Source organism: Pseudomonas sp. GW456-L13, assembly GCF_017350115.1.
Taxonomy (GTDB): Bacteria; Pseudomonadota; Gammaproteobacteria; order Pseudomonadales; family Pseudomonadaceae; genus Aquipseudomonas; species Aquipseudomonas jessenii.
This window is the reverse complement of sequence record NZ_JACNAS010000001.1, coordinates 890,092-914,256: the sequence shown is the minus strand read 5'-3', so window position 1 is coordinate 914,256 and position 24,165 is coordinate 890,092. Positions and strand designations below refer to the sequence as shown.

General features: G+C 55.8%; 27 protein-coding genes and 1 pseudogene. 16 read left to right on the top strand and 12 right to left on the bottom strand.

The annotated features are described in order from the left end of the window. Window positions 1-89 precede the first annotated feature (89 nt). Both J4D25_RS03995 and J4D25_RS03990 read right to left on the bottom strand, forming a co-directional pair. Entirely contained in the window at window positions 90-743 is a 654-nt protein-coding gene (locus J4D25_RS03995; protein ID WP_057715340.1) for a hypothetical protein, read from the bottom strand. A gap of 276 nt (window positions 744-1,019) precedes the next feature. Continuing rightward, a complete protein-coding gene (locus J4D25_RS03990) occupies window positions 1,020-1,298 on the bottom strand; it encodes a DUF2790 domain-containing protein (protein ID WP_057715339.1) in 279 nt (92 codons plus the stop codon). Window positions 1,299-1,789: 491 nt separating this feature from the next. Between J4D25_RS03990 and J4D25_RS03985 the strand changes: the two genes are divergently transcribed. Together J4D25_RS03985 and J4D25_RS03980 are read left to right on the top strand one after the other, a co-directional pair. Continuing rightward, on the top strand, window positions 1,790-2,764 hold the full coding sequence (locus tag J4D25_RS03985) for a quinone oxidoreductase (protein WP_057715338.1): 975 nt from the start codon (window positions 1,790-1,792) through the stop codon (window positions 2,762-2,764). Further along, window positions 2,761-3,687, top strand: coding sequence for a LysR family transcriptional regulator (locus J4D25_RS03980; protein WP_057715337.1), 927 nt, complete (start codon window positions 2,761-2,763; stop codon window positions 3,685-3,687). The genes J4D25_RS03985 and J4D25_RS03980 overlap by 4 nt, the downstream gene beginning before the upstream one ends. A 958-nt stretch (window positions 3,688-4,645) precedes the next feature. On the opposite strand, the gene J4D25_RS03975 is transcribed toward J4D25_RS03980, so the two are convergent. Further along, a complete protein-coding gene (locus tag J4D25_RS03975) occupies window positions 4,646-4,984 on the bottom strand; it encodes a hypothetical protein (RefSeq protein WP_057716632.1) in 339 nt (112 codons plus the stop codon). 314 nt (window positions 4,985-5,298) lie between these two features. Between J4D25_RS03975 and J4D25_RS03970 the strand changes: the two genes are divergently transcribed. Genes J4D25_RS03970 through J4D25_RS03950 form a run of 5 tightly spaced genes read left to right on the top strand, consistent with a single transcriptional unit; the run spans window position 5,299 to window position 10,333 of the window. Beyond that, window positions 5,299-6,771: a cytochrome c oxidase subunit II gene (locus J4D25_RS03970; protein WP_057715336.1), complete on the top strand. Its 1,473-nt coding sequence runs from the start codon at window positions 5,299-5,301 to the stop codon at window positions 6,769-6,771. Window positions 6,772-6,820: 49 nt separating this feature from the next. Then, complete coding sequence (gene ctaD, locus J4D25_RS03965) at window positions 6,821-8,593, top strand: cytochrome c oxidase subunit I (protein ID WP_057715335.1); 1,773 nt, start codon at window positions 6,821-6,823, stop codon at window positions 8,591-8,593. Next, window positions 8,590-9,282: a cytochrome c oxidase subunit 3 gene (locus J4D25_RS03960; RefSeq protein WP_057715334.1), complete on the top strand. Its 693-nt coding sequence runs from the start codon at window positions 8,590-8,592 to the stop codon at window positions 9,280-9,282. Before ctaD ends, J4D25_RS03960 begins: the two co-directional genes overlap by 4 nt. A gap of 6 nt (window positions 9,283-9,288) precedes the next feature. Next, window positions 9,289-10,002 carry a heme-copper oxidase subunit III family protein gene (locus tag J4D25_RS03955; RefSeq protein WP_057715333.1) on the top strand — a complete coding sequence of 238 codons (714 nt, stop codon included), beginning with the start codon at window positions 9,289-9,291 and terminating at the stop codon, window positions 10,000-10,002. A 13-nt stretch (window positions 10,003-10,015) separates the two neighbouring features. Beyond that, window positions 10,016-10,333, top strand: a complete 318-nt coding sequence (locus tag J4D25_RS03950) for a cytochrome C oxidase subunit IV family protein (RefSeq protein ID WP_057715332.1) — start codon at window positions 10,016-10,018, stop codon at window positions 10,331-10,333. 36 nt (window positions 10,334-10,369) lie between these two features. Here J4D25_RS03950 and J4D25_RS03945 read toward each other — a convergent pair whose 3' ends face one another. Together J4D25_RS03945 and J4D25_RS03940 are read right to left on the bottom strand one after the other, a co-directional pair. Further along, the gene (locus J4D25_RS03945; protein ID WP_057715331.1) at window positions 10,370-10,930 is read right to left on the bottom strand and encodes a hypothetical protein; all 561 of its coding nucleotides are present in this window, start codon (window positions 10,928-10,930) and stop codon (window positions 10,370-10,372) included. Between the two features lie 130 nt (window positions 10,931-11,060). Beyond that, window positions 11,061-11,354, bottom strand: a complete 294-nt coding sequence (locus tag J4D25_RS03940) for a hypothetical protein (protein WP_057715330.1) — start codon at window positions 11,352-11,354, stop codon at window positions 11,061-11,063. Between the two features lie 291 nt (window positions 11,355-11,645). Here J4D25_RS03940 and J4D25_RS03935 point away from each other — a divergent pair, with 291 nt between their 5' ends. Continuing rightward, window positions 11,646-12,614 carry a LysR family transcriptional regulator gene (locus J4D25_RS03935; RefSeq protein ID WP_057715329.1) on the top strand — a complete coding sequence of 323 codons (969 nt, stop codon included), beginning with the start codon at window positions 11,646-11,648 and terminating at the stop codon, window positions 12,612-12,614. A gap of 20 nt (window positions 12,615-12,634) precedes the next feature. On the opposite strand, the gene J4D25_RS03930 is transcribed toward J4D25_RS03935, so the two are convergent. Next, window positions 12,635-13,096: a RidA family protein gene (locus J4D25_RS03930; protein ID WP_057715328.1), complete on the bottom strand. Its 462-nt coding sequence runs from the start codon at window positions 13,094-13,096 to the stop codon at window positions 12,635-12,637. Window positions 13,097-13,355: 259 nt separating this feature from the next. Here J4D25_RS03930 and J4D25_RS03925 point away from each other — a divergent pair, with 259 nt between their 5' ends. The 5 genes and pseudogenes from J4D25_RS03925 to J4D25_RS03905 all read left to right on the top strand — a co-directional run bounded on the left by J4D25_RS03925 (window position 13,356) and on the right by J4D25_RS03905 (window position 17,096). Continuing rightward, the gene (locus J4D25_RS03925; RefSeq protein WP_008020170.1) at window positions 13,356-14,042 is read left to right on the top strand and encodes a hydrolase; all 687 of its coding nucleotides are present in this window, start codon (window positions 13,356-13,358) and stop codon (window positions 14,040-14,042) included. A gap of 164 nt (window positions 14,043-14,206) precedes the next feature. After that, entirely contained in the window at window positions 14,207-14,608 is a 402-nt protein-coding gene (locus J4D25_RS03920) for a helix-turn-helix domain-containing protein (protein WP_057716631.1), read from the top strand. A gap of 205 nt (window positions 14,609-14,813) precedes the next feature. Beyond that, on the top strand, window positions 14,814-15,233 hold the full coding sequence (locus tag J4D25_RS03915) for an organic hydroperoxide resistance protein (RefSeq protein WP_057715327.1): 420 nt from the start codon (window positions 14,814-14,816) through the stop codon (window positions 15,231-15,233). A 32-nt stretch (window positions 15,234-15,265) separates the two neighbouring features. Continuing rightward, window positions 15,266-16,279, top strand: coding sequence for an alpha/beta hydrolase (locus J4D25_RS03910; protein ID WP_057715326.1), 1,014 nt, complete (start codon window positions 15,266-15,268; stop codon window positions 16,277-16,279). 196 nt (window positions 16,280-16,475) lie between these two features. Beyond that, window positions 16,476-17,096 (top strand): annotated as a pseudogene (locus tag J4D25_RS03905) (tyrosine-type recombinase/integrase). Window positions 17,097-17,180: 84 nt separating this feature from the next. On the opposite strand, the gene J4D25_RS03900 reads toward J4D25_RS03905, so the two are convergent. Continuing rightward, window positions 17,181-17,444 carry a helix-turn-helix domain-containing protein gene (locus J4D25_RS03900; RefSeq protein WP_223507869.1) on the bottom strand — a complete coding sequence of 88 codons (264 nt, stop codon included), beginning with the start codon at window positions 17,442-17,444 and terminating at the stop codon, window positions 17,181-17,183. A 127-nt stretch (window positions 17,445-17,571) separates the two neighbouring features. Here J4D25_RS03900 and J4D25_RS03895 point away from each other — a divergent pair, with 127 nt between their 5' ends. Next, window positions 17,572-18,141 carry a carboxymuconolactone decarboxylase family protein gene (locus J4D25_RS03895; protein ID WP_057716630.1) on the top strand — a complete coding sequence of 190 codons (570 nt, stop codon included), beginning with the start codon at window positions 17,572-17,574 and terminating at the stop codon, window positions 18,139-18,141. Here the strand turns inward: J4D25_RS03895 and J4D25_RS03890 are convergent. Continuing rightward, window positions 18,104-18,331, bottom strand: coding sequence for a hypothetical protein (locus J4D25_RS03890; RefSeq protein ID WP_057715324.1), 228 nt, complete (start codon window positions 18,329-18,331; stop codon window positions 18,104-18,106). The genes J4D25_RS03895 and J4D25_RS03890 overlap by 38 nt on opposite strands. A 414-nt stretch (window positions 18,332-18,745) precedes the next feature. Between J4D25_RS03890 and J4D25_RS03885 the strand changes: the two genes are divergently transcribed. After that, a complete protein-coding gene (locus J4D25_RS03885) occupies window positions 18,746-19,315 on the top strand; it encodes a YSC84-related protein (protein ID WP_057715323.1) in 570 nt (189 codons plus the stop codon). Window positions 19,316-19,497: 182 nt separating this feature from the next. Here the strand turns inward: J4D25_RS03885 and J4D25_RS03880 are convergent, their stop codons facing one another. From J4D25_RS03880 to J4D25_RS03865, 4 genes are all read right to left on the bottom strand, one after another. Beyond that, window positions 19,498-20,415 carry a bifunctional helix-turn-helix transcriptional regulator/GNAT family N-acetyltransferase gene (locus J4D25_RS03880; RefSeq protein WP_057715322.1) on the bottom strand — a complete coding sequence of 306 codons (918 nt, stop codon included), beginning with the start codon at window positions 20,413-20,415 and terminating at the stop codon, window positions 19,498-19,500. Window positions 20,416-20,593: 178 nt separating this feature from the next. Further along, complete coding sequence (locus J4D25_RS03875; RefSeq protein WP_057715321.1) at window positions 20,594-21,019, bottom strand: N-acetyltransferase; 426 nt, start codon at window positions 21,017-21,019, stop codon at window positions 20,594-20,596. Window positions 21,020-21,097: 78 nt separating this feature from the next. Further along, window positions 21,098-21,424 carry an isochorismate lyase gene (locus J4D25_RS03870; protein WP_057715320.1) on the bottom strand — a complete coding sequence of 109 codons (327 nt, stop codon included), beginning with the start codon at window positions 21,422-21,424 and terminating at the stop codon, window positions 21,098-21,100. A gap of 216 nt (window positions 21,425-21,640) precedes the next feature. Continuing rightward, window positions 21,641-22,249 carry a TetR/AcrR family transcriptional regulator gene (locus J4D25_RS03865; protein ID WP_157858928.1) on the bottom strand — a complete coding sequence of 203 codons (609 nt, stop codon included), beginning with the start codon at window positions 22,247-22,249 and terminating at the stop codon, window positions 21,641-21,643. 172 nt (window positions 22,250-22,421) lie between these two features. Between J4D25_RS03865 and J4D25_RS03860 the strand changes: the two genes are divergently transcribed. Then, a complete protein-coding gene (locus tag J4D25_RS03860; protein ID WP_057715318.1) occupies window positions 22,422-24,161 on the top strand; it encodes an FAD-binding protein in 1,740 nt (579 codons plus the stop codon). Window positions 24,162-24,165: the final 4 nt, after the last annotated feature.

The window sequence follows — 24,165 nt, the reverse complement described above, 5'->3', positions numbered from 1 at the left end:
TTTTCCGGTCAGGCGCTCAACTCAAATTTTGCGAACGGCTAACAACGGATTTTATTGGCTAAAGCTGAACTTCCTTGTTCAACCTGACTTCACCATCCAGCCAGGGCGGCGTTTCCCAGGGGCCTGGTGTCTTGCTCCAAACGCGCTTCGGTGTCTCTGTCTTTTGCCCAGGCGGTGAGCAGTACCATCGCCCCGAAACCACCGACGATGAGTACCGGATAGGCTGCCAGCAACTCCACCAGCGAGTACTTCCAGGCCAGCGGACGACCAATACCCAGCATGGCGGCATAGAACCATGACACGCCAGAGAGGGCGCCGGAAAACAGCGCCAGCATGCGCAGGCTGAAGGAGAGCTTGAGTAACGAACCGGCTTTTTTCAGTGCCGGCAATACAGCGCTATGCAACAGGATGCCGTTAAAGGTCAACAGCACTACTATGCCGATTTTGGCTTGCAGTTTTGGATTGAGGAAATATTCCATCCCCTTGCCGGCATAATCGATCCCGACAATACCAATGCCCGTAATCCAGAGCGCTACAAGTGCAAGCACTACGGTTTTCTGAAGGCTTTCCATGTGCGCGTCATCGTGGTGGCCTGACGCATCTCCCTTCAGGAGTTGCTTGACCATTGCAATGTCGCTGGTCAAGACCAGCCCGATTGCCACACAGCAGGCGATAAGATGAAAATATACAACGCCCAAACGCACATATTCCACGGTGGACGAAGAAAACATACTAAGTTCCATGGTGACCTCTTGGCTTCAATAGTGAATCAACTTGGCTCTCGGCACGGCTTGATTGGAATTTACCGTTGCTGACTGCCATTTAGATCCAGCAATTGTTATCAGTTAATCTTGCGACATTACGCCAGCAAGATAATAGTGAGTTTCTCGAATGAACTTTTAGTCATTCGATCATGTCCATTTTCAGGTAACCAAAAACCTCAATCGCACTGAGTGCATGGGAGGTTTAACTTCCGCTTCTGGGGGGCGGTGAGGCCCGGAACCCGATCGACGAGCGAATCAGGCAATGCTGGTAGGGTCGGCGGGGCTTCCACCCCATTCGAGGAAACGGATCTTGTGAACCTCGCCCTCGCTGTCTTCGTAGACCAGGGTCACCGGTACCACGCCGGTCTTGTCGGATGTATCGGTGCGCTGCAGTACCCGTTTCACATCGATGTCCATCCCGTAGTGGTATTCGACGGCTGAAACATGCGCGCCGGGTTCTTGCAGGCTGCTCTGGTCAAAGACACTGGGTGCGAGACTGGAAATCACGGCACTGACAATCGTGGCCATGCTCATAAGGCTGTACCTCCACTGAAGTTCGCTTGACAAGGACTTAATGTGACACGTGGTGAAAGTGAAGTTCACTTGACCGCGACGAACGCGCCTGCCTGAAAAGCCTGTAGTGGCTGCAAACTCCCGGCAATTCCCCACGCTTGACGCCTCTCGACCGTTCGTCCTTTAACCCCCGTATTTGCTGGAAAAAGTCCGTTTTTCAAGGAGGTCATGACATGTCATGACCGATTGTCATGCGTCGGGTATTGGCCGATTTCTGCCTGTCACCGAGGGCTATATCCGACCCATGGAGGACTCTCGGAGGCAATCTTTGGCATCTCCAAAATCACAATGAAACCAACATGCTCCACGTAGTAAAGCGTGCTATCCATGATTATATTGCTGCAACAGGTGCATTAATGTCCTGCAATAAACCAGTCTTGTTCATCATTAGGTCAGTTATCACACTGAGGTCACTCATTTGATAACGGCTTCTGACTGAAGGAGAGATGACCATGGTATCTGCGATCCGGTTTATCCAGTTCGGCAACCCTGAAGTACTGAACCTGGAGACACTGAGCGAACAAGCGCCCGGCCAGGGTGAGGTATGGCTTGAGCAAGAGGCTGTAGGTGTCAACTTTCTCGACGTTAGCCAACGAAAAGGGGCGGTGCCGATTGCTTTGCCATCTGGAGTTGGGCTGGAAGGCGCGGGGCGTGTCGCCGCTGTGGGTGTGGGTGTCAGCAACGTGCGAGTAGGGGATCGCGTCGCCTATGCCACCGGCCCCTTGGGTTCCTATGCTTCGGCCCGGCTTTATCCGGCAGAGCGGCTGGTCAGAATTCCGGATTCGCTGTCATTTGACGATGCAGCAGCCGTCATGTTCAAGGGCATCACTGCGCAGTACCTGTTGAAAGCCACCTATCCTGTGGGGCCCGGTACAACCATTCTCCTCTACGGTGTGGCCGGAGGGCTGGGGGAAATCATGGTGCCGTGGGCCAGACACTTGGGTGCCATCGTGATCGGTGTGGTTTCAAAGCAGGCCAGTGTCGAGAAAGCTCTGGCGTCGGGATGCGATGAAGTCCTGGTGTTCGATGCGCACAGCCTGGCTTCCCGGGTCGCTCGTATCACCAAGGGTAAAATGGTCGACGTCGTCTATGACCCGATTGGGCGTGTTTCTTTCCAGGCATCCCTGGATAGCTTGCGACCACGAGGCCTGATGGTATCGTTCGGAGCCTCATCAGGTGCGCCGTCAGCCGTAGAACTGTCGACACTCAATACCAAAGGCTCGCTGTTCCTGACACGTCCTTCGTTGGCAGTCCATACGGCGAGTGTCTCTGAGTACCAGGAACGAGCGCAGGATGTGTTGGCCGCCATAGGTGCAGGTATTATCAAACCTTCGGTCCGGGCAAGTTACTCTCTGGCGGACGCAGCATTGGCGCATGCGGACCTGGAGTCGGGGCGTTCATCGGGGGCGATCATTCTAAAACCATGAATCTTGATGTTCTGAACAATCAGCACAGCGACGAAATCGCTGCGTTTCTGGCCGTGGCCTCGCAAGGCTCGTTTGTCGGGGCAGGCCGGCTATTGCAGCGACACCCAACCGTCGTTTCGAAACGACTCGCCGCAATGGAAAAGCGCCTTGGCGTTCGGCTTGTGGAGCGCTCCACCCGCCAGGTTCGAATTACTGAAACAGGTGCCAGGCTGGAGCAACGGCTTCGCTCAGCCATCGAATTGATGAATGAAGCGCAGCAGCAAGCGTCCGAGGGCGCCAGCGAAATCCGCGGTACTTTGCGCCTTGCATTGCCGGCAGCCATGGGCAGACGTTGGCTTGGCCCGATGCTGCCGGAGTTTCTCAAGGCTCATCCGCATGTCTCGATCATCGCTGACTATAGCGAGCGTCTGGTCGACATCATCGATGAAGGTTTTGACGCAGCGATCCGAATCGGAGAGTTGGACGACAGCCGGCTGATAGCCAAAAAACTGAGTGACCATCGCCGGATACTGTGTGCCTCGCCTGCTTACATCACAAAGCACGGCATGCCCGAAACGCCACAGGACCTGATCAGGCACAATTGCCTTCGCTTCAGTGGCCTTGCGTCTTTTCCTCAGTGGAGACTCCATCGCGGCAATGAACTGCAGACGGTTTCTCCCAAAGGAAACCTGACGGCCAACGACAGCGAATCATTACTTGCAGCGGCCTGCGCCGATGCGGGAATACTGGGGGCAGGTGACTGGTTGATGAGTCGTGATGTTGCTGCCGGGGGACTGTTGCAGGTCCTTCCTGACTGGCAATTGGATACCGCCGGTGGGGTCTACCTGGTCAGGCCATCAGCCAAGTTTCCGGGTGCCGTGGTCGTCGCGTTCAAACAATGGATCGAGTCAAAGTTTACCCCCGCGCCCCCATGGACCATCTGACCGGCTGACCTTCGATTCCCCTGACCGACACATGGCTGCCGGTCATGTGTGTTCATAAAATCAGGTGGTGATTCACTTTTTCCATTGCATCAAAGCCAATACAGGATAGTAACGGACCACAACCAGCCGATGCAGAGGGTGATGGCAAGGTAGATCGCCACAATCATCAGAGGCTGATTCCACATGACACACCTCCCATAACCGCTTTCTTTACATGGGTGCCTGGTAAAACGGGCGCTCGTCGCATGAGCAATAACTCGTCAGAACACTCCAAGGGTCAATTCCATCGCCAGTACAGCGGACAACGCCAGCGTCATCACCAACGCGATAAACATCAGGCCCAACTCGGCCAGCTGCTTATAAAGGGCCATCGGCCGTTTCGTGATTCGAGCAATTGATCTATCAGTGGAAGCCATCACTCATCCTCACTTTTGCGTGGAACACGCACCACAGGCTTGACTTGGGCAGTAAGGCGATGGACCGCATGGTGTCGCGCGTTTCATTTCCTACCCCTCGCGTCATGCCGAATCCGGCGAGCCCCGCCGTCTCCATGATGTCCGGGACGACAGCTGTTGCGGGTACCAGGGGTGGTGCAACTAATGAGCCATTTCAATAGGGCGAAGAAAAAACTCAAATTAATTAACAAGCTGTTTGCGAGGGGTTTCAAGCGAGAGAAAGGGGGGAGGGGGGAATATTCCTCAAAGTTGGTGGTAAACGCCTGGTTGGGTGGGTGTAGTACCCCATTTTTGGAGAGAGTAGCGGCCCTGTTTCACCGATTGTTTTTGGTAGGGGCTACTTGTCCCTGAGGCGAGGTGGATTTAACGGGGCGGAAGGGCCGCTTCTAACTGTGGTTTCAACCGGTCGAAGCAACACACTGAATTCTGTTTAATAGACGAGTGAGTTTTCGGCACCGCACATTACCCGAGGAGAAACATCGATGCCGAGAATCACGTAACCGCTACTCAAGCAGCTGATCTATCAACACCGCATTGGTGTAGATCAAACTGCCGTCACTCGCCCGGTGTCCAACCAGATGGAACTGTCCGCGTTCGTGGTGCAAATAGACACGCATCTGACAGTCGGACAAGGGGGCGTATCCCTCGGGCATGATCAGATCCATCGAGTCCATATCGACATCGACCATGGCTTCCGGCTCGTGGGTCTTCTGCAAGTGCTCTTCGGCCTGCTCCAGACGGAGGTGCAGAGGGCCGTCGACGTAGAAATGAACTTCCCCCATCGGGGTGGACTTTTGGGCGCCGCTGGTTTTGCACCAACCTTCGATCGTCAGGGCACTCATGACGAAACCTCCCATGTGGATTGCTGGAATCTGTAGCTATCGTTCCTGCTCGATGCCATCACTTATGTTGGATGACTGCACAAGGGCAGGGTTCGATTTTTGGCGCCGCTTCTGGTCGACCCTGCTGTCCGTCATCAGAAATTCAGTATAGCCGGTCGCCGGGCCTCGCTTGCCAACCTCACGTACAACCCGATGGGCTCTATACTTCTTACTGACTTTGCCGCCCCGATGGGTGGTATTTGTCTGCCCTGCTTGGACGTCAGTGGCGATGCTTTTGCATAACCAATGAACAACAGGAATAGGATGAAGAGGAAATGGCAATAGCAATTGTCCTGATACTAATCGTTATTGCATCAGTGCTATTCCACATACTGGCGCCTTGGCACGCGACACCGGCAGCTTCCAACTGGGGTTCCATAGACACCACCCTGTTCATCACCCTGATCATTAGCGGAATATTTTTCATTGCCATCACGGTATTCATGGCTGTAGCGGTGATGCGGTATCGTCACAAGGAGGGCGCCAGGGCGGCCTACCAGCCAGAAAATAAAAAGCTGGAACTGTGGTTAATTATCATTACGTCGGTAGGTATTGCCGGGATGCTGGCGCCAGGCCTTGTTGTCTACAACGACTTCATCCGGGTACCGAAAGAGGCTTACGAACTTGAAGTGGTCGCCCAACAGTGGCAGTGGGCCTTTCGTTTTCCCGGCCAGGACGCAAAGCTGGGCAAATCGGATATCAGGTTTATTGATGCCGCCAATCCCTTCGGCCTTGATCCCAAGGATCCTGCAGGGCAAGACGATGTGCTTGTAATGAATAATGAAGTTCGCCTTCCGCTCGACCGGCCGGTGAAAGTCTTGTTGCGCGCTAAAGATGTCCTGCACGATTTCTATGTACCGCAAATTCGCAGCAAGATGGATATGGTGCCAGGAATGGTGTCGTACTTTTGGTTTACGCCAACTAAAACCGGAAAATACGAAGTCCTTTGCGCTGAGTTTTGTGGTGTAGGTCATTACAACATGCGCGGCCATATGATCGTGGAAGAGCAGGGCGTCTTCGATCAATGGCTCAACGGCCAGCCGACTTTTGCGCAGACATTGACGACAACTGCCAAACCCGGTCGCGACAGCGTGCTGGAAAAAGGCCGCCAGTTGGTCGAACAGCTCGGCTGCAAGGCCTGCCATAGCCAGGATGGCAGTGCCAGTCTCGGCCCGGGATGGAAAGGGCTGTACGGCCGCACTGAACAGTTTGCCGATGGCACCAGTGCGGTGGTCGACGAGGCCTACCTGAAAGAGTCGATTCTCGATCCGAAGGCCCGGCTGGTACAGGGCTACCCGCCGGTGATGGTGGCCTATACTCTCAAAGACGATGAAATGGGCGCTGTCATCGCCCTGATCAAATCACTGGGCGCAGCGGGGCAAGACGATGAACCTTCGACCGGCGAAGCGTCGAGCCCGGGTGAAGACCTGGTGGCGCAGGGGCAGCGATTGGCCGGGTCGCTCGGCTGTCTGGCCTGCCACAGTGTCGATGGCAACAAGGGCGTCGGCCCCAGCTGGCAGGGCCTGTATGGCAAGACGCAAACCCTTGCCGACGATACGAGCGTAAAGGTCGACGAGGGCTATATCAAAGAATCGGTTCTGCATCCCAATGCCAAAATCGTCAAGGGCTATGCAGCCGTCATGCCGGCCCTGGCTCCGAGTGACGAGGAGCTCAATGCACTGATCGCTTTTATCAAATCCAAAGCGAATGCTGACGCTGATGCGAGCAAGGCGGAGCCAGGGAAGTAGCCGTAAAACAGCCAGGAATGCACTGAAACTTCGGCAGGAGGATGACGTGATGGCCTATGCGGAGCAAGCCGAGACAGAAGCACTGCACGAGCCCAAGAGTTTCCTGACCAGATATATCTGGAGTCAGGACCACAAGGTCATAGCCATTCAATATTCCTTGACGGCCATCTTCGTGGGTCTTATCGCTCTGGTGTTGTCCAGCTTGATGCGCATGCAGATAGGTTTCCCCGGCAGTTTGGCGTTCATGGACGCCAGTACTTACTATCAGGCGATGACCATGCACGGCATGATCATGGTCATTTACTTGCTCACAGCCTTGTTTCTGGGTGGTTTCGGCAACTATCTGATCCCGCTGATGGTGGGCGCCCGCGACATGGTCTTCCCCTATGTCAACATGCTCAGCTACTGGTTCTACCTGGTGGCGGTACTGGTGTTGCTCAGCAGTTTTTTTGTCCCTGGCGGCCCCACAGGTTCGGGCTGGACGCTCTATCCGCCACAGTCCATTACCCAGGGGACACCGGGGGTCGAGTGGGGCATTGTCCTGATGCTCGTCTCACTGGCGATTTTTATTGTCGCCGCCACCATGGGCGGGTTGAACTACGTCACCACGGTGTTGCAGGCGCGCACGCACGGCATGACCTTGTTTCGCATGCCGCTCTCGGTATGGGGCATCTTCATGGCCTCGATCATGGCCTTGCTGGCCTTCCCGGCGTTGTTCGTCAGTGCGGTCATGATGCTGTTCGACAAGCTGTTGGGCACCAGCTTCTTCCTGCCGGCGATGATCTCGCTGGGGCAGCAGCTCGATCACCAGGGTGGCAGCCCGATATTGTTCCAGCACCTGTTCTGGTTCTTCGGCCACCCGGAGGTCTACATCGTCGCTCTCCCTGCGTTTGGTCTGGTCTCCGACTTGATCAGTACCCATGCGCGTAAAAATATCTTCGGCTACCGAATGATGGTGTGGGCCATTATTGCGATTGGCGTACTCAGTTTTGTGGTCTGGGCGCACCATATGTATGTCAGTGGGATGAACCCGTACTTTGGCTTTTTCTTCGCTGTCACTACCTTGATCATCGCGGTGCCGACGGCGCTGAAAGTCTATAACTGGGTACTGACCCTGTGGCGCGGCGACATCCACCTGACGGTGCCGATGCTGTTTGCCCTGGCCTTTATCGTCACCTTCCTGGTCGGCGGTCTGACCGGGTTGTTTCTCGGCAATGTGATCGTGGACATCCCGCTCTCGGACACCTATTTCGTCGTGGCCCATTTTCATATGGTCATGGGGGTAGCCCCGGTACTGGTGGTGTTCGGCGGCATTTATCACTGGTACCCGAAAGTCACCGGGCGCATGTTGAACGACACCCTGGGCAAGTTGCATTTCTGGATAACCTTTCTGGGCACCTACGCCATTTTCTTCCCCATGCACTACTTGGGTTTCCAGGGCATGCCACGTCGTTACTACGCCTATGAAAACTACGCGTTCATCCCGCAGTCCGCGCAAGACTTGAATGCCTTCATTACGGTGATCGCATTGACTGTCGGCGTTTCCCAGTTGCTGTTCCTGTTCAACCTGGCCTGGAGTGCATTCAAGGGCAAGCCCGCAGGCAGTAACCCCTGGGGTGCGGCCAGCCTGGAATGGCAAACGCCGGACACCCCGCCGAAACACGGTAACTGGGGAGAGAAGTTGCCGGTCGTGCATCGCTGGGCCTATGACTACAGTGTGCCGGGCATAGAGCAGGATTTCGTGCCGCAAACGGTCTCCGCCGAGGAGCTGGAGCAGATGCGGCAACTCAGTGCCGGAACCAAGGCGGACATCAAGACATGAACAGGCTGCTATTGAAAATCGCCGACGGCGCTGATCCCGGCGGCAGCTGGAGTCGCGACCCTGAGGGTATGCAGGCCGCCGAGGATGCCGATAGAAGGCAAACCGCAAGGGTAGGCCTGCGCTTGTTTCTGGTGGTGGTGAGTTCGTTATTCTTCCTCTTCCTGATCGCCTTTATTGCCCGCTCTCAAATGGCCGATTGGCTACCCCTGACAGAGCCTTTGGCGCCGTTAGGCAATCTCCGGCCGCTCTGGCTGAATTCGGCTTTTCTGGTATTGAGTTGCATCGCACTGCAATGGTCGCGTATGGCCGCCCGAAAGGCTCGGCTGGGCGCAACGGTCATTGGTTTTGCATTGGGGGGTGTGTTTGCCATTGCCTTTCTGGCGGGGCAACTCTGGGTCTGGCAGCAGTTTGTCGCCTGGGGCTACTTTGTCGCCAGCAATCCGGCCAACAGTTTCTTCTACCTGTTGACCGGCCTGCATGGGCTCCACCTGCTGGGCGGGCTGATCGCCTGGTGCTGGATCGTCGCCAGATTTCTGCGTCATGTGCCACTGGCGCAACTTGGCGCCAGCGTAGAGCTCTGTGCCATCTATTGGCATTACTTGCTGGGCCTTTGGTTCGTGCTTTTCGCGCTGCTGGCCAGCACGCCGCAAACCTATGAAGCCATCGCCAGATTCTGCGGCCTGAGGTAAACAGTCATGGCATTGCACCCACAAGCCCAAGTCGAATCCAGTTCATCCAACCCACCAGGTTCGCCGCCTGCACCGGGATGGCAGGGCATCGCCAGCGATTGGTCCTCGGATAAAGAGGCCTTCAAGCAGGTGCCCTGGGGCAAGGCGATGATGTGGATATTCCTGCTCAGCGACACGTTTATATTCACCTGTTTTCTGACCGGATACATGTCGGTACGCATGACCATCACCAGCGCCTGGCCGAACCCCAGTGAAGTGTTCGCATTGACGATCGGCGGCAAGGAAATCCCGCTTATTCTGATCGCCATCATGACCTTTGTGCTGATCAGTAGCAGCGGCACCATGGCCATGGCCGTCAATTTCGCCTATCGCCGTAATCGCGCGAAAACCGCGGCCCTGATGCTGGCGACCGCTGCCTTGGGTGTGACTTTCGTCAGCATGCAGGCATTTGAATGGAGCAAGCTCATCGCAGAAGGGGTGCGTCCCTGGGGGAACCCCATGGGAGCGGCGCAATTTGGCGCCAGTTTTTTCATGATTACCGGTTTTCACGGACTGCATGTATCAATCGGCGCCCTCTATCTCAGCATTGTGGCGCTGAAGGTATGGCGCGGAGATTATGAGCGTTCCGGCAACTATCAGAACGTCGAGATAGCCGGGCTTTACTGGCACTTCGTGGATTTAGTGTGGGTATTTATTTTTGCATTCTTCTATTTATGGTAGAGGAGCACGGGTGATGGCACATGCTCAGGGTCAGCAACATCCAATCAGTTTGTACCTTAAAATCTGGGGACTGTTATTCGTCCTCAGCACGCTGTCGTACCTTGTCGACTATTTCCACTTCCATGGCTACCTTCGGTGGTCCCTGATCATCACTTTCATGTTGTTGAAGGCAGGTTTGATTGTCTCCATCTTCATGCATATGGCATGGGAGCGCCTGGCATTGGTCTACGCCATACTGGTGCCACCTTTGTGTTTACTGGTACTTATCGGGCTGATGGCCTCCGAGGCAGACTATATTTTCCTCAGCAGGGGCATTTTCTTTGGCCAGTAGGCAAGCAGCTTTCGGATGGCCTTGAGTCCCCAGGCGCTAACCCGATATCACTCGCTTGAACTGATGCCATTTGTGCTGCCAGGCCACTGTCCAGTGGGGGGCCGCCGTTCCCGTGCCGGCGATCTTCAGCTTCGGATGCTGTTTGATGACCTGGTCCAGTACCGATTCCTGATTCGGTTCAACATCCACGAAGAAGATATGTTTGCCTTCTTTTACTGCCTGTTTGAAATTGCGGAAGTGAGTGTTCGGCACCTGGAACCCAAAAAAACCGCCTTCCCAGATGCAGAAGCCCAATACAACAATGGCAAGGAAGATAAAGGGCATCCAGCCTGCGGCGGATTCGGTCCAGCCCATCCAATAGGCGCCACCCAGGACCAGCGCTGCGAGTGGCACGCCGATCACCGCACCAATCTCACCAGAGTGAACAGCATCCTGTTCCATCAGCGAGCTGATCTCGTGGAGGTGATGTTCTTCTACATCAGCAACTTTTTCACTGAGTACATGAATCTGTTCGGAATTGATGCCGCTGGCTTCCAATTCATATTCAACGTTTTCAAGATCGTTGAGATTGTCACTGATGTAATAGTGTCGGTTCATGCCACACCTCCCATCTCGGGTTTGCTGCAGACCTCCTCTGTCCGGCAGCACTTGGCAGCTGTACTGTGGGGAACGTTGCACACCCGGTGCAATTTGAAAAAAGTATAGCACTCACCATCCTGCGGACCGGTCACTGGCTGATCTGCACAATGACCGGACCTTCCGTCACGATCGGCGGGTTCGCGCGGATATTCGATGCATTTTTCTGAATCCAGTCACGCGCGACTTTCAGGCTCGCATCGCTGCCGGCCTTGTCCGTGCAAACAGTCACCGCTGTACCACCATCACCCGTATTCAACAGTGTGTAGCTGACGAGGCCAGGCACTGTCCGCAGGGTCGCTTCGACGTCGGCATTGCGCTCTTCCAACAACTCGAAAAGCTGCTTTGCTCCAGTACCCAGGTAGGTTCTTATAACCGCATACATAGTCGTCTCCCTTGGGAGTGTCGCCTTGATGCCAATCCAGATCCGTTGATGGCCGCTATTACTCAAGGCTTCAGCTCGCCTTGATTTATTAAGCTTAGCCAAACGTCGGCGACAATCGTAATGCAACGACCACCGGCCATTTTTGGCCGATAACTGCCTGTCGTGAGGGGCTGAAACCGACCCATTGCAGCCAGTCGGCATAACAGTTTTCAACCAATCGCCGGAACAATGTGGCTGCTTCACCCAACCCCTTCTCGTATCATCAGCGCCTTTGCATCTGGAACGAACTGTGTGAAATCGCCAACTGGAAAAGCTCCGGCTGCCTCTGACGGGGCGAAGTGGGACATAGGCGAGGCTGTCAATCAGCTCTCGTGGGACGACTTGCGCATCATCAAGACGCTCAGTGATTGCGGCAATCGTTCGGCTACGGCCAAGAAGCTTGGCATCAATGTATCCACCGTTTCGCGCCGAGTTGCTCAAGTTGAGCGAACGCTCGGCATCGCGCTGTTTGATCACCGCAAATCAGGGTATCTGCTCACCGCCGAGGGTGCTGAATTGCGAGCACTCGCCGAGCGAGTGGAGCTGGATATTGTCAGCGTCACGCGGCGTGTTTCACGTTCAGGCCAAGGTCCCCTCGGGAAACTTCGAATTACCACCAGCGACTCGCTGCTGCTGTACTTCTTCACCCCCATCATCGCGGACTTCAAGGCCCTGAACGAGGGGATCACCATCGAGGTGCTGGTGGGCAATGAAACCCTTAGCCTCGCCCGGGATGAATCGGATATCGCGATTCGAGCGACGAGAAAACCTGCAGAAAGCCTGGTGGGCCGTAAACTGGCGAACATTGCCTGGGCACCTTACTGCTGTGCCAAGCAGATGACTGCCTTGCCCCTTTTCGAAGAGGGCCAGGCATGGGTGTCATACTCCTCAGCGCTCTGCGGTTTGAAGGCGACAAGCTATGTCGAAAGCAGAGTCGCTGCTGAGCGCATAGCGTACCGCACCGATTCTGTTGCAGCAGCAAGCGCTGCAATCGCGGCGGGTCTGGGATTTGGATTCCTTCCCTGCATGTTGGGCGACATAACCCCAGGGTTGGTACGCGCCGGCCCGGTAGTGCCAGAGCTTCAGGATGAGTTGTGGCTGCTGACTCACCAGGACATTCGAAAATCGTGGCGAGTCAAAGCATTCATGACCTTCTGCGCCGCTGCCGTGGCCAGTCAAAAGCCCTTGGTCGAGGGGCAATTGATACTCCCGGTCACCTAGATCGAAACCGGGAGTGCAGCTCAGATGTCTCGGGCGCCAATCACGGCCTTGCACACGATCTCAATCAGCTGCGGACGCTGGGCAAGTCTCGACACCCCAATGATATTGCTCGCGCACTGAGGCCGCTCAGTGCCATAGGCCGCCTTGCGCACTTTGCCGACCACCGCGAACGCAGCGTCCATGTCCAGCACATAAAGCGTTTCCTCGACAACATCTTGCATAGTTGCGCCATACAAGGTGAGCAGCTTCGAAATGTTGTCGTAAGAGACCCGCATCTGCTCTCCCATCGAAGAGAAATCACTGGGCTTACCATCGGCGTTCAGCGGCGCCGGGGCTACCAGATTACCTGCCTCATCATGGTTGAATTGACCTGATACGTAGATCTCGTTTCCTACCCGCCGTGCCTGCGGATAGCCATACGCCTCCTCCCAGGAAACGCCCCAGTAGGCGGTCTGCTTGTTGAACGGTTGTGAAGCTGCCATTGCATTCTCCTGCACATGAGGGACCGGAATGATCCGAATGGGTGGGCGAATGCTAGCAGCGCGATCGCGTATTTTATGGCTTATAAATGAGCCGACAGGAGCGCAAAAATGCGCCACCGACAGGCGCCTTGTTTCGTTATCTTTTGCTCGTCCTCAAGCAATGACGCTGAGGAGTGCACTCGTGGCTACGGTAATGCCTGCAAGGTGCGGGACCCGAGACTTGTGCGATTGAACATCATCGAGCTGAAAGGAAACAAAAATGAGCAATCCTAAAACTGAAGTCCTGACTCCGCTTAATAGCCAACTGATCTTCATCGATCAGCAGCCACAGATGGCCTTCGGCGTTCAGAGCATTGACCGGCAAACGCTGAAAAACAATACCGTTGCCTTGGCCAAGGCAGCGAAGATTTTTAATGTCCCCACCACCTTCACCACGGTTGAGACAGAAAGCTTCTCAGGTCACACCTACCCCGAGCTACTCGCTGTGTTCCCGGACGCCCCGCTGCTGGAGCGCACCTCCATGAATTCCTGGGATGATCAGAAGGTACGCGACGCACTCAAGAGAAATGGTCGCAACAAGATCATCGTCTCCGGCTTGTGGACCGAGGTATGCAATGCCACCTTCGCCCTGTCGGCAATGAACGATGCCGGCTATGAAATCTATATGGTTGCAGATGCCTCCGGCGGCACCACCAAAGAAGCCCACGATTACGCCATGCAGCGCATGATCCAGGCCGGCGTGGTACCGGTGACCTGGCAGCAGGTGCTGCTGGAATGGCAACGGGACTGGAAGAACCGCGACACCTACGACGCCGTAATGGAACTGGTAAAGGAACATTCTGGTGCATATGGCATGGGCGTCGACTACGCCTACACCATGGTGCACAAGGCGCCTGAGCGCGTTCAGCATGGCCCCACCCTGGCGCCTGTCGCTGCATCTGTCTGAGCCATCGCCAGCCCCTGCCCTGGGGGCTGTTCACAGACTTGCGAAGGGTGCGCAGTCGACTGAACCGAGTCAACGAGCCTGGCCTGGCCCCCTTGGGGATTTCCAGTGCCCAGCGCTGTTCGAGTCAGGCGCTCGCATCCTGTTACCTGGATTAAGGGATGTGTATGAACAAGGACAAATCTACCGTGCTGGCGACTCTCACACTGGCTTCGACAGGGCAGCTCAAATCCTGGCAGATAAGAACTGCCAAACAACTGATGCTGGACAGGCTGGATACCGGCATTTCAGTGACTGAACTAGCCGAAGCTTGCGCATTGTCGCGCAGTCACTTCTCACGCAGGTTCAAGGAAAGCACCCGGATGTCCCCGCAGCGATGGCTGCGTGAACAGCGGGTCATGAAGAGCAGAGAGTTATTGAAGGCTTCCACGATGTTGCTCACAGAGATCGCGCAGGAATGCGGCTTCAGCGATCAATCTCACTTCTGCCGTACATTCGTGAAGGCTGAAGGCATGACACCGAAGGCTTGGCAGCAACAAGCAATCTGCCCGATTCCGGTCGTTGCTTGAGACGGTAAGGCATCATCAACGCGCGGGCGAGCCCAAGCGGACTGAGGTGTAACCCCCTTGAAAATCAATTTGTTACAGCTATCGACGATTTTTTATAAATCTTGCGCGCTAAATTATTGAGCGGCAACTTATTGCACATTGTTATAACGCAAACATTTAAATCGCTAACAGAATCCCTCGAAGACATTCAAAAGTGAGGAAAGCCATGAAAGTTCTCTACACCGCAGTCGCAACCGCAACCGGCGGTCGTGATGGCCGAGCCATCTCCAGCGACAAGAACCTCGACGTGAAACTGGCCACTCCGAAGGAATTGGGCGGTGCCGGTGGTGATGCCACCAACCCTGAGCAACTGTTCGCCGCTGGTTACTCGGCCTGCTTCATCGGTGCACTGAAGTTCGTCGCCAGCCAGAGCAAACGCAGCATTCCAGCCGACGCCTCGATCACTGCGCGGGTCGGCATTGGCCAGATCCCAGGCGGCTTTGGCCTGGATATCGACCTGAACATCAACCTGCCAGGCCTGGAGCACGCCGATGCACAAGCGTTGGTGGAGGCGGCCCACCAAGTGTGCCCGTACTCCAACGCAACCCGTGGCAACGTCGATGTCCGTCTGCACGTCACCGTCTAACTTCCCGCCTCACGAGAAACAGGAGATATGAAATGAACGTTTTGACCAAAACACTCGTCGGCTCGCTCCTTGCCTTGTCGATCGGTAACGCATTCGCTGACTCTGGCGTCGAACACAACACCCAGGCATTCCTCGATGCATTGAACTCAGGCAGTGGTAAACCCATCGAGCAGCTTTCGCCGAAGGACGCCCGTGCGGTACTGACCGGCGCTCAGGCCGGGGTAAAACTGACACTGCCCAAGGCGGATGTCAGCGAGAAGACCATCACCGTCGACGGCCAGGACATCAGCTTGACCATCGTGCGTCCGGCGGGTGTGAAGGGGACCTTGCCTGTGTTCATGTACTTCCACGGCGGTGGCTGGGTGCTCGGCGACTTCCCGACCCATGAGCGCCTGGTGCGCGATCTGGTCGTCGGGTCCGGGGCGGCGGCGGTGTTCGTCAATTACACCCCGTCCCCTGAAGCGCACTACCCGACGGCGATCAACCAGGCCTACGGGGCAACCAAATGGGTGGCCGAGCACGGCAAGGAAATCAATGTCGACGGTAAGCGCCTGGCGGTAGCGGGCAACAGCGTCGGCGGCAACATGGCAGCCGTGGTCAGCCTGATGGCCAAGGATAAAGGTACCCCGGCCATTAAGTACCAGGTGCTGCTGTGGCCAGTGACCGACGCCAACTTCGAGACAGCGTCGTACAACCAGTACGCCGAGGGGCACTTCCTCACCAAGAACATGATGAAGTGGTTCTGGGACAACTACACCACCGACCCCAAGCAATGTGCCGAGATCTACGCCTCGCCGCTGCGCGCTACCACTGAGCAGTTGAAAGGCCTGCCGCCAGCGCTGGTCCAGACCGCGAGTGCCGATGTGCTGCGTGACGAAGGGGAAGCCTACGCTCGCAAACTGGACCAAGCTGGCGTGCCGGTCACTGCGGTGCGCTACAACGGCATGATCCATGACTACGGCTTGCTGAACGTGGTCAGCCAGGTTCCGGCGGTACGCTCTGCAATGCTGCAGGCTTCCGAAGAGCTGAAAGTTCATTTGAAGTGACCCCCACTCAAGACCGGAGATGTATGCAATGAACTGGTAATCACCGCCGGAAACGAAAAGCCCGCTAAACAGCGGGCTTTTTCGTTTCCGGTGTAGCGTTAGCAGCCCTCCGCCAAGGGCACCTATGGGTAGGATAGCGACCATCAGCCATTGTGACTGACCCACCCTTGTCCTCCCTCAACCTGGAGGACGAGCCATGAACACTATTGCTAGATACAGCCATCAGCCTTGGAACAAGGGAAAGCTTGTCGGGCAGAAAGCCCCGCTTCGAGTCAGAGATATCTGGGCCATCCGGGTCAGACTTCAGCTTGCTGAGAAGACGCGTGATTTGGCGCTCTTCAACTTGGCCATCGATAGCAAGCTGCGTGCCTGTGACTTAACCAAGTTGCGAGTCCGAGACATCGCCCATGGGGAGCATGTGTCGTCATGAGCCATCGTGATGCAGCAGAAAACTCAGCACCCAGTGCAATTTGAAATCACTGAGCAAACCCGAACGGTTCTGGAGGCTTGGATGCATCGGGCCCATCTCCGCAGTGAGGACTTCTTGTTCCTGAGCCGCTTGCACGCCTCAGACCATCTTTCCACCAGGCAATACGCTCGAATAGTCAAAGCGTGGGTGACAGCCATTGGTCTTGATCCAACCATGTACGGTACCCACACGCTACGGAGAACCAAGGCATCGTTAATCTATCGCAGGACGAAGAACCTGAGAGCTGTCCAACTCCTGCTTGGTCATACGAAGCTTGAAAGCACTGTCAGATACCTGGGAATCGAGGTCGATGATGCCCTGGAAATGGCAGAACAAACGGAGGTCTGATCATCCATAGTGACGGTCGATGCTAGACCGTCGCTATCCGACCCAAAGGGGACATTTCGCCGAGAATCAAACGCTATTTTTACTCTACGAATTGGCCCATTTATTGGCGAACCTGTAGAGAGGTAAGAACGAGTCCGATAGCTCCTTACCCAGTGGTGTTAGTCCATAACCGCCATCGTTTGACTCGATGAAGCCCGCCTCTCGGAGCTCATTGACTCTGCTTTGCAAAACGGTGGGCGAGATATCGCCACACGCGCTTCTCAATGCACGGGAACTCAGTGAACCGTGCTGAAGCTCCCAGATAATCCGCAAGGCCCATTTTTGTCCGAGCACATCCAGGAGCGCCATGATCGGACGACGCCCGTCTAGCATTCGTGAATCCAAGTTTTGCTCATCACTCATAATTATGGCCCTTGTGTGCTACTTATTGTGTAGCGAATACTGGTGCTACATATTTGATAGCGGAGGGTACACCGTGGCTCGAATTCAAGCACTCAGCAAACCCTACACAGAAGAACTCCAGGCAACGTTCGACAAAATAATGGGGGAGGGTGTCCCACCACTGTTGTTGTTCACGACCATCGCCAGCAGCGAGAGGGCGTGGCGCAAGTTCAGGGGCGGTTCATTGCTGGATGGAAACCTGCTGACGCTTCGTCAACGGGAACTGATCATCAACAGGGTCTGCGCGCGTACTGGATGCGAATATGAGTGGGGTGTGCACGTTATGGCTTTCGCTGAGAGCGCCGGACTGACCAGAGACGATATCGGCCACACGCTGGACCATCCACTCCGGGCGGAATACTGGAAGGAAGAAGAAGCGGTGCTGCTGGCTACGATCGATGCCCTGCACGATCGCGCTACATTGACCGAAGCGGAATTTCAGGCCGCCCGAAAGTACCTCGATGACAATCAGATTCTTGAAGTGCTCATGCTGGCGGGCTTCTATCGAACGGTATCGTATATTGCCAATAGTCTGGCTCTTCCGCTTGAGCCAAACGCGGCGAGGTTCAGCGAGTTTCGTCATGAAACCGCGCAATCGTCTTAGGCTCACTGTCCGCTTCTGGCTGTGGATTCAACCGGTCGATCGCCTCCAAGGCGTCGCGTACGTTGTCGGCGACCTCAGCTGACCCACGCTGCTCAACCCAGTTGGATAGTTCCAGGATGGCGGCTTCGAGGGCGAGTTGGTTTTCGTTGATTTTGAGAAGCAGGGAGGGGAGCAGGTCAAAATTAGGCATCGCGGATCCTCGGTTATGAGGTGAGCGTAGCACCAGGCAGAAAAAGCAAAGCCCCGAAGGTTCGCGGCTCCGGGGCTTCTATTTTCGCCCCCATCCCTTAATGTTTGGCGAACGTGGCGCGAAGATTACCAGTGATGTACTAGCGCATCACTACTGCGATAGGTGGATTGTGTTCCGTTGGCACGACGCCGGAGAGCGGGTGGAAGCTGTCTAAAACCACTGCGATCTATTTTGGTTTTGCTGGGCCGATCCGAAGCGTTCATCGCATCGTATTTGACCAAACGCTTAGCAGGGCTAAAGTCCAGTTGTTTGTGAGCACGACGCAATAAAGGTCGGACCTGTTAGACGTTAACCAGCAACGGCTGTCGTCACGCAGGTTCATCAGTGGCGGGGGGTAGAAAAAGAGTATTCCTCATGATCAAACACCTTCAAATAATGGCATTGGTTTCTATCTTCGCGATCGTTGCGGGGTGCCAAACGGATCAATCGACTTCCGCCTCTGGTGCGAAGGCTGCGAACGCTCAGATGGATCAGGAGGCAAAAGCGGCGTTAAAGAGTTTATATATCAGTACGCCGGAAGCGCGTGTCTTAGCGCAGAAAGCCAAGGGTATCCTCGTTTTCCCGGATGTGCTGAAAGCGGGTCTCATCGTCGGTGCACAGCATGGCGAAGGCGAATTGATCGAGAACGGCAAAGTCACGGGATACTACTCGACCACTGCAGCATCATACGGTCTTCAGGCGGGCGCGCAGAAGTTTGGTTACGTGATGTTCTTCATGACCTATTCAGCGATGAACGATCTGAAAAATGTTAATGGCTTTGAGGTCGGCGTGGGCCCAAGCATTGTGGTCGTAGATTCAGGCATGGCTAAGTCGCTGACTACTTCAACGGCTCAGTCTGATGTTTATGCGTTCATCTTTGATCAAAAGGGCTTAATGGCCGGGCTGGGACTGCAGGGTTCAAAAATTACTAAGCTCGATCGTTGAACCCGTCGGTCGGTCGCTTCAGCTGGAGGCTCGAGCGACAGCTAGCGAGCCTCCTCGTTGCCATCAGGAATGCGGAGTTGGTCAAACCACAGCCAACGAAAAAATTACAGGTAGAAAGAGGTGTGGTTTCGACCCATTGCGGACGGTGGGCAACACCAACACTTTCAGTGTCGTCAACGCCACTACAAGTCCCGAGCCCAGGTCTGGCTGACGAGGTCTTTTCCGAAGCTGTGTACCTGTTCTTCTTCGACCAGTTGAAAACCTGCTTTCTGGTATAGCTTTCGGGCATCGGAAAGCACGCTGGTTGTCCAGAGGATCATGCTCTTGTAGCCCACATGGCGTGCAAATCGGAGACTCTCTTCCAGCAACCGATTGCCGATTCCCATGCCTCTGGCACTCGCATCCACATACAGCATCCGTAGCTTGGCGGTCGTCTCATCATGTCTGACGACAAAGACCGAACCGATGACCATGCCATCTTTTTCCGCGATCCAGCACCGTTCGCAAGACTGATCGAACTCACGAAGGTATTTGGCGACGATTTCCGCCACCAGCGCTTCGAACTCCGTATTCCAACCGTATTCGCGGGCATAGAGTTGAGCTTGCTGCTGAACGACAATGCCCATGTCACCCGCTCGTGGATCGCGCAGAAGGTAGGAGGGATCCCTGTCGCCCAATTGCGTCTGTATCCGTCTCATGGCTTGGATCAATTGCTCTTGCTGTGGCTCAGGCAAGCCTTGCAGCATCACCACGACTTCTTCACGAGCGGCTTGCTCCAGCGAGGCCAGCACGGTACGACCTGGATCGGTGAGCTGGATTTGAGATGCTCGGGCATCGGTTGCCGAGCGAGTCCTGCTGATCAATCCTTTTTTCTCGAATCCGCCGATGACGCGGCTGAGGTAGCCAGCATCCAGGCCGAGCATATGGCAGAGGTCTGAACTCTTCAGGCCAGCACTGGCGCCCAATTCATAAAGGATGCGTGCCTCGGTCAAGGAAAACTCGGCTTGCAGCAGGTGCTCTTGCAGGGCGCCGATCTGCCGGGTGTAGAAACGGTTAAAGCGGCGGACTGTGTCAGCGCGCTCCATGATGGTTGCGGTCATGAAAACCCCATATAGTTGCTTTTGGCAATTATATTATTGACTTAGGCAACCATGTCAATCCTGCGATGGTCAGGTGCAACGGCAGTTTACGGTTAAGACGTATTGGGTCTGACCGTCTGCTTTGGCCGATTGCTGCCTGCTACAAGGCGCAGCTATCGGCCCAAGATCCAAATCGCGATCAGCACAACGACTTCTGGTAATAGAACCGGGTATGTCCCGGTGGATAATCTGCCAGGCGGCCGAATTCGGAGTAACCAAGTTTTCGATAAAACCCGGGTGCCTGAAAGCTGAAAGTCTCCAGCCAGATACCAATACAGTGCTTTTTCTGCGCGACTTCTTCAGCCATGCGCATTAGCCGTTCTCCGATACCCTGGCCACGCATCGACTCGGGAACGCTGACAAGATCGATGAGCAGCCATCGATAAGAGACCTTGCCGTACAATCCGCCAATGACTTCGTTACTGTCTGGGTCTCGTAGCAACAGAGCAAATGTTTCATGTGCGTCGTCTCCACCGTTGACCTGGTTATGGGCCAGCAACGGGGTCAAAATTCCCAGCCGCTCTGCTTCAGTAGCATTTTCAGAAAGTTGGATTTCTACAGACATGGTGCTCTCCCTGAGCGGTGAGTAACTGGGTCAACAAGGTATCCCATTCCTGTCACCCCATGGCGGACAGTCCGGACACTAGAGTCCGGTGTTGGATTGATGAGCCGCCCAGTGTTTCATCTCTTCTGCAATGAAGTGGTTCACCAGGTCACTGTACATCCTCTCGATTGCATCCGGGCTCAGTCCCTCAGCCTCGGCCCACTCGCGTCTTGTCGCCAACATGGCCTTGAAACGCTCCGGAGCACGCACCGAAGTCAATGAGGTCTTGTACTTCGAGGCAGCCAGTACGTAGTGAAAACGCTTGCCCAACAGTTTGATAACAACCTGATCAAGGGCATCGATTTCACGTCGAATATCCTCCATTCCTGCACACTCTTCGGGCTGCAACTGATTGATGACGTCCATGTAGGTGACTCCGTTTGCTGAAAAATCGTGGGCCTTCGCAAGAAGTATCGGCGTTGGCTAAGGCGGATCGGCGAACTCTTTAGACTGCGTTAATCGATAGGGCGGTGGGCGAGGGTGACTGTGTTTGAGTGACCGCTGATAGTTGCCTGTCACGAATTTTTTCATCGAGACAATCAGGACTCGCTGACTTTTCGGCCAGAAAACCGGATTAATCTCTTACTCAAGAGTCCTGCAAACAAGTGTCGGCTGAAGCATTGCCAGTTGCTCACGAATTGCATGTTCATCGGCAGGAACAAGACAGTACGCGAGCCCGATTCGACTGATCAGCGCGATGATGTTCTCAAGCGACGCGACAGACCTGTTGTTGCGTTCGACATAACGACGATAGGGCTCTTCCAGCAAATCACGCCACATCGGTGCGATGTTTTCGAGGATGTAGGTGAACACCTCCAAGGTTGAGTTCTTCGTCAGATAGCTGTGGTGGAAGCCGCCGTTATGACGATCCAGGTAGCGTACGGAGAAACACACGCACTCTATGAGATAGGCCTCGAAGTCATCTTCGAACTCATTCAGGGAGCGTTGCATTTCCTCAAAAAAGGCAGCGTTCTCTGCACTGACGACAGCCTGAATCAGCTCCTTCTTGGAACCAAAATACCGGTACAGGGTGCGTCGCGAGATGTTGGCACCGCGGGCGACGTCATCGATCGAAAAACCCTCGGCGCCCTCGGCAATCATCGCGTCGAGGGCGGCACGCAGGATCAGCGACCGGCCATCACTGGCGTTTTCCATCCTGCTGGCATCACCCCAGCGTAATTGTCGACTCATTTGCACCTTCACACGCTCGGGGGGCGGGACGGGCATTCGTGCCCGGCCCTTGGGAAAAGCAATTGAGCCCGATTTTCACATGGCATGGCACAAAAAGCCATTTCGTGCCAATCTCTGGCACAGATAATAAAAAGTGTGACATAGAGTCGGCCATTTAACAGGAGGCATAGCCATGACCAGAAGTCAGCAGGACTCGAACCGGGACGACGAGTTTGATGTGGTGATTGTCGGTTCGGGCGCCGGCGCCTTGACTGCAGCACTGCGAGCGCACGACAACGGCTTGTCGGTACTCGCGATTGAAAAGAGCGATGTCTATGGCGGTACCACGGCGGTATCCGGGGGAGGGATCTGGATTCCGTGTAACGACCAGATTGCCGCACTGGGGGGCAGCGATTCATACGACGAAGCGATCAGCTATCTGCGCGAGGTGGTTGGCGAAGATTTTGATCAGCAGCGCATCGACGCCTATCTCGACAATGGTCCGAAAATGGTTGAGTACCTGGCACGTCAGGCGCGCACGAATTTTCGCGCGGTGCCGCGCTACCCCGACTACTACCCGGACCGCAAAGGTGGCAAGCCCGGCTACCGCACCATGGAGCCGGCCCCGTTCGACGGGGCGCGCCTGGGTGAACACTTCGAGCTGTTGCGGGCGGCTTCGCCGGCGACCCTGATTGGCGGACGTATCGCCATGACCCAGGTCGAGGCCCACACCATCCTTGCCAAGGAGCGCGGCTGGTTGCTGCTGACCGCAGGGCTGGCGCTGCGCTACCTGAGTGATTTTCGCTGGCGTCGCCGCAGCCGGCGAGATCGCCGCCTGACCCTAGGTAACGCCTTGGTAGCGAGCCTGCGCGCAGCCTTGGCCGAGCGAGGCATTCCCTTGTGGTTGCAAACCTCCATGCAGTCATTGCAACTGGATGAAGGCCGGGTAGTCGGCATCGAAGTGCTGCGCGAGGGGCGCACTCAACGCCTGCGGGCGCGGCACGGCGTGGTGCTTGCCTGCGGCGGTTTCGAGTCGAACCAGGCGATGCGCGAACTGTATCTGCCCCGGCCCACACAGGCCCAATGGACGGCGGCGCCGCCGATAAACCATGGCGACGGCATTCGCGCCGGGCTGGAGGCCGGCGGTGCGGTGGCGCTGATGGAACACACCTGGGGCGCTCCGACAGTGAAGGTGCCAGGGGAGTCGAGCCAGCGCGCCCTGTTTGTTGAGCGTGCGGCGCCCCGTTGCGTGATGGTCAATCGACTGGGCCAGCGCTTCGTCAATGAAGCCGCGCCCTACACGGACATCATCTATGCGATGTATGCCGACCATCAACGCACCCAGGCCAATGCACCGGCCTGGCTGGTATTCGATGCCGAGTACCGCAAGCGCTATCCCTGCGGTGTGTTGCTGCCGGGCAGTGTGCAGCCGGACAGCAAGATCCCCGCCGGCTGGCTCGACAATGTGATCTACCGCGCCGAAACACCGGCCGAGCTGGCAACCAAGATCGGCGTCGACGTCGCCGGGCTCGAAGCCACCCTCGTGCAGATGAACCAATACGCCGCCGCTGGCGTTGATCCGCAGTTCGGCAAGGGTGGCAACCTGTTCGACCGCTACTACGGTGACACCACCTGCAAACCCAACCCCTGCCTTGGCCCGATCGATCGCGCGCCGTTCTATGCCTTGCGCATCGATCCGGGCGAGCTGGGTACCAAAGGCGGACTGCGCACCGACGCCTGCGCGCGTGTGCTGCGCCCGGACGGCTCGGCCATTGCCGGCTGCTATGCGGTGGGCAACACCTCGGCTGCGCTGATGGGCAAGACCTATCCCGGCCCCGGTTCGACCATTGGCCCGGCGATGACCTTCGCCTTCATCGCCGCCGATCACATCGCCGCCGAATCGGCGTCAGCCACCAACAGGACTCAACAATGAACCA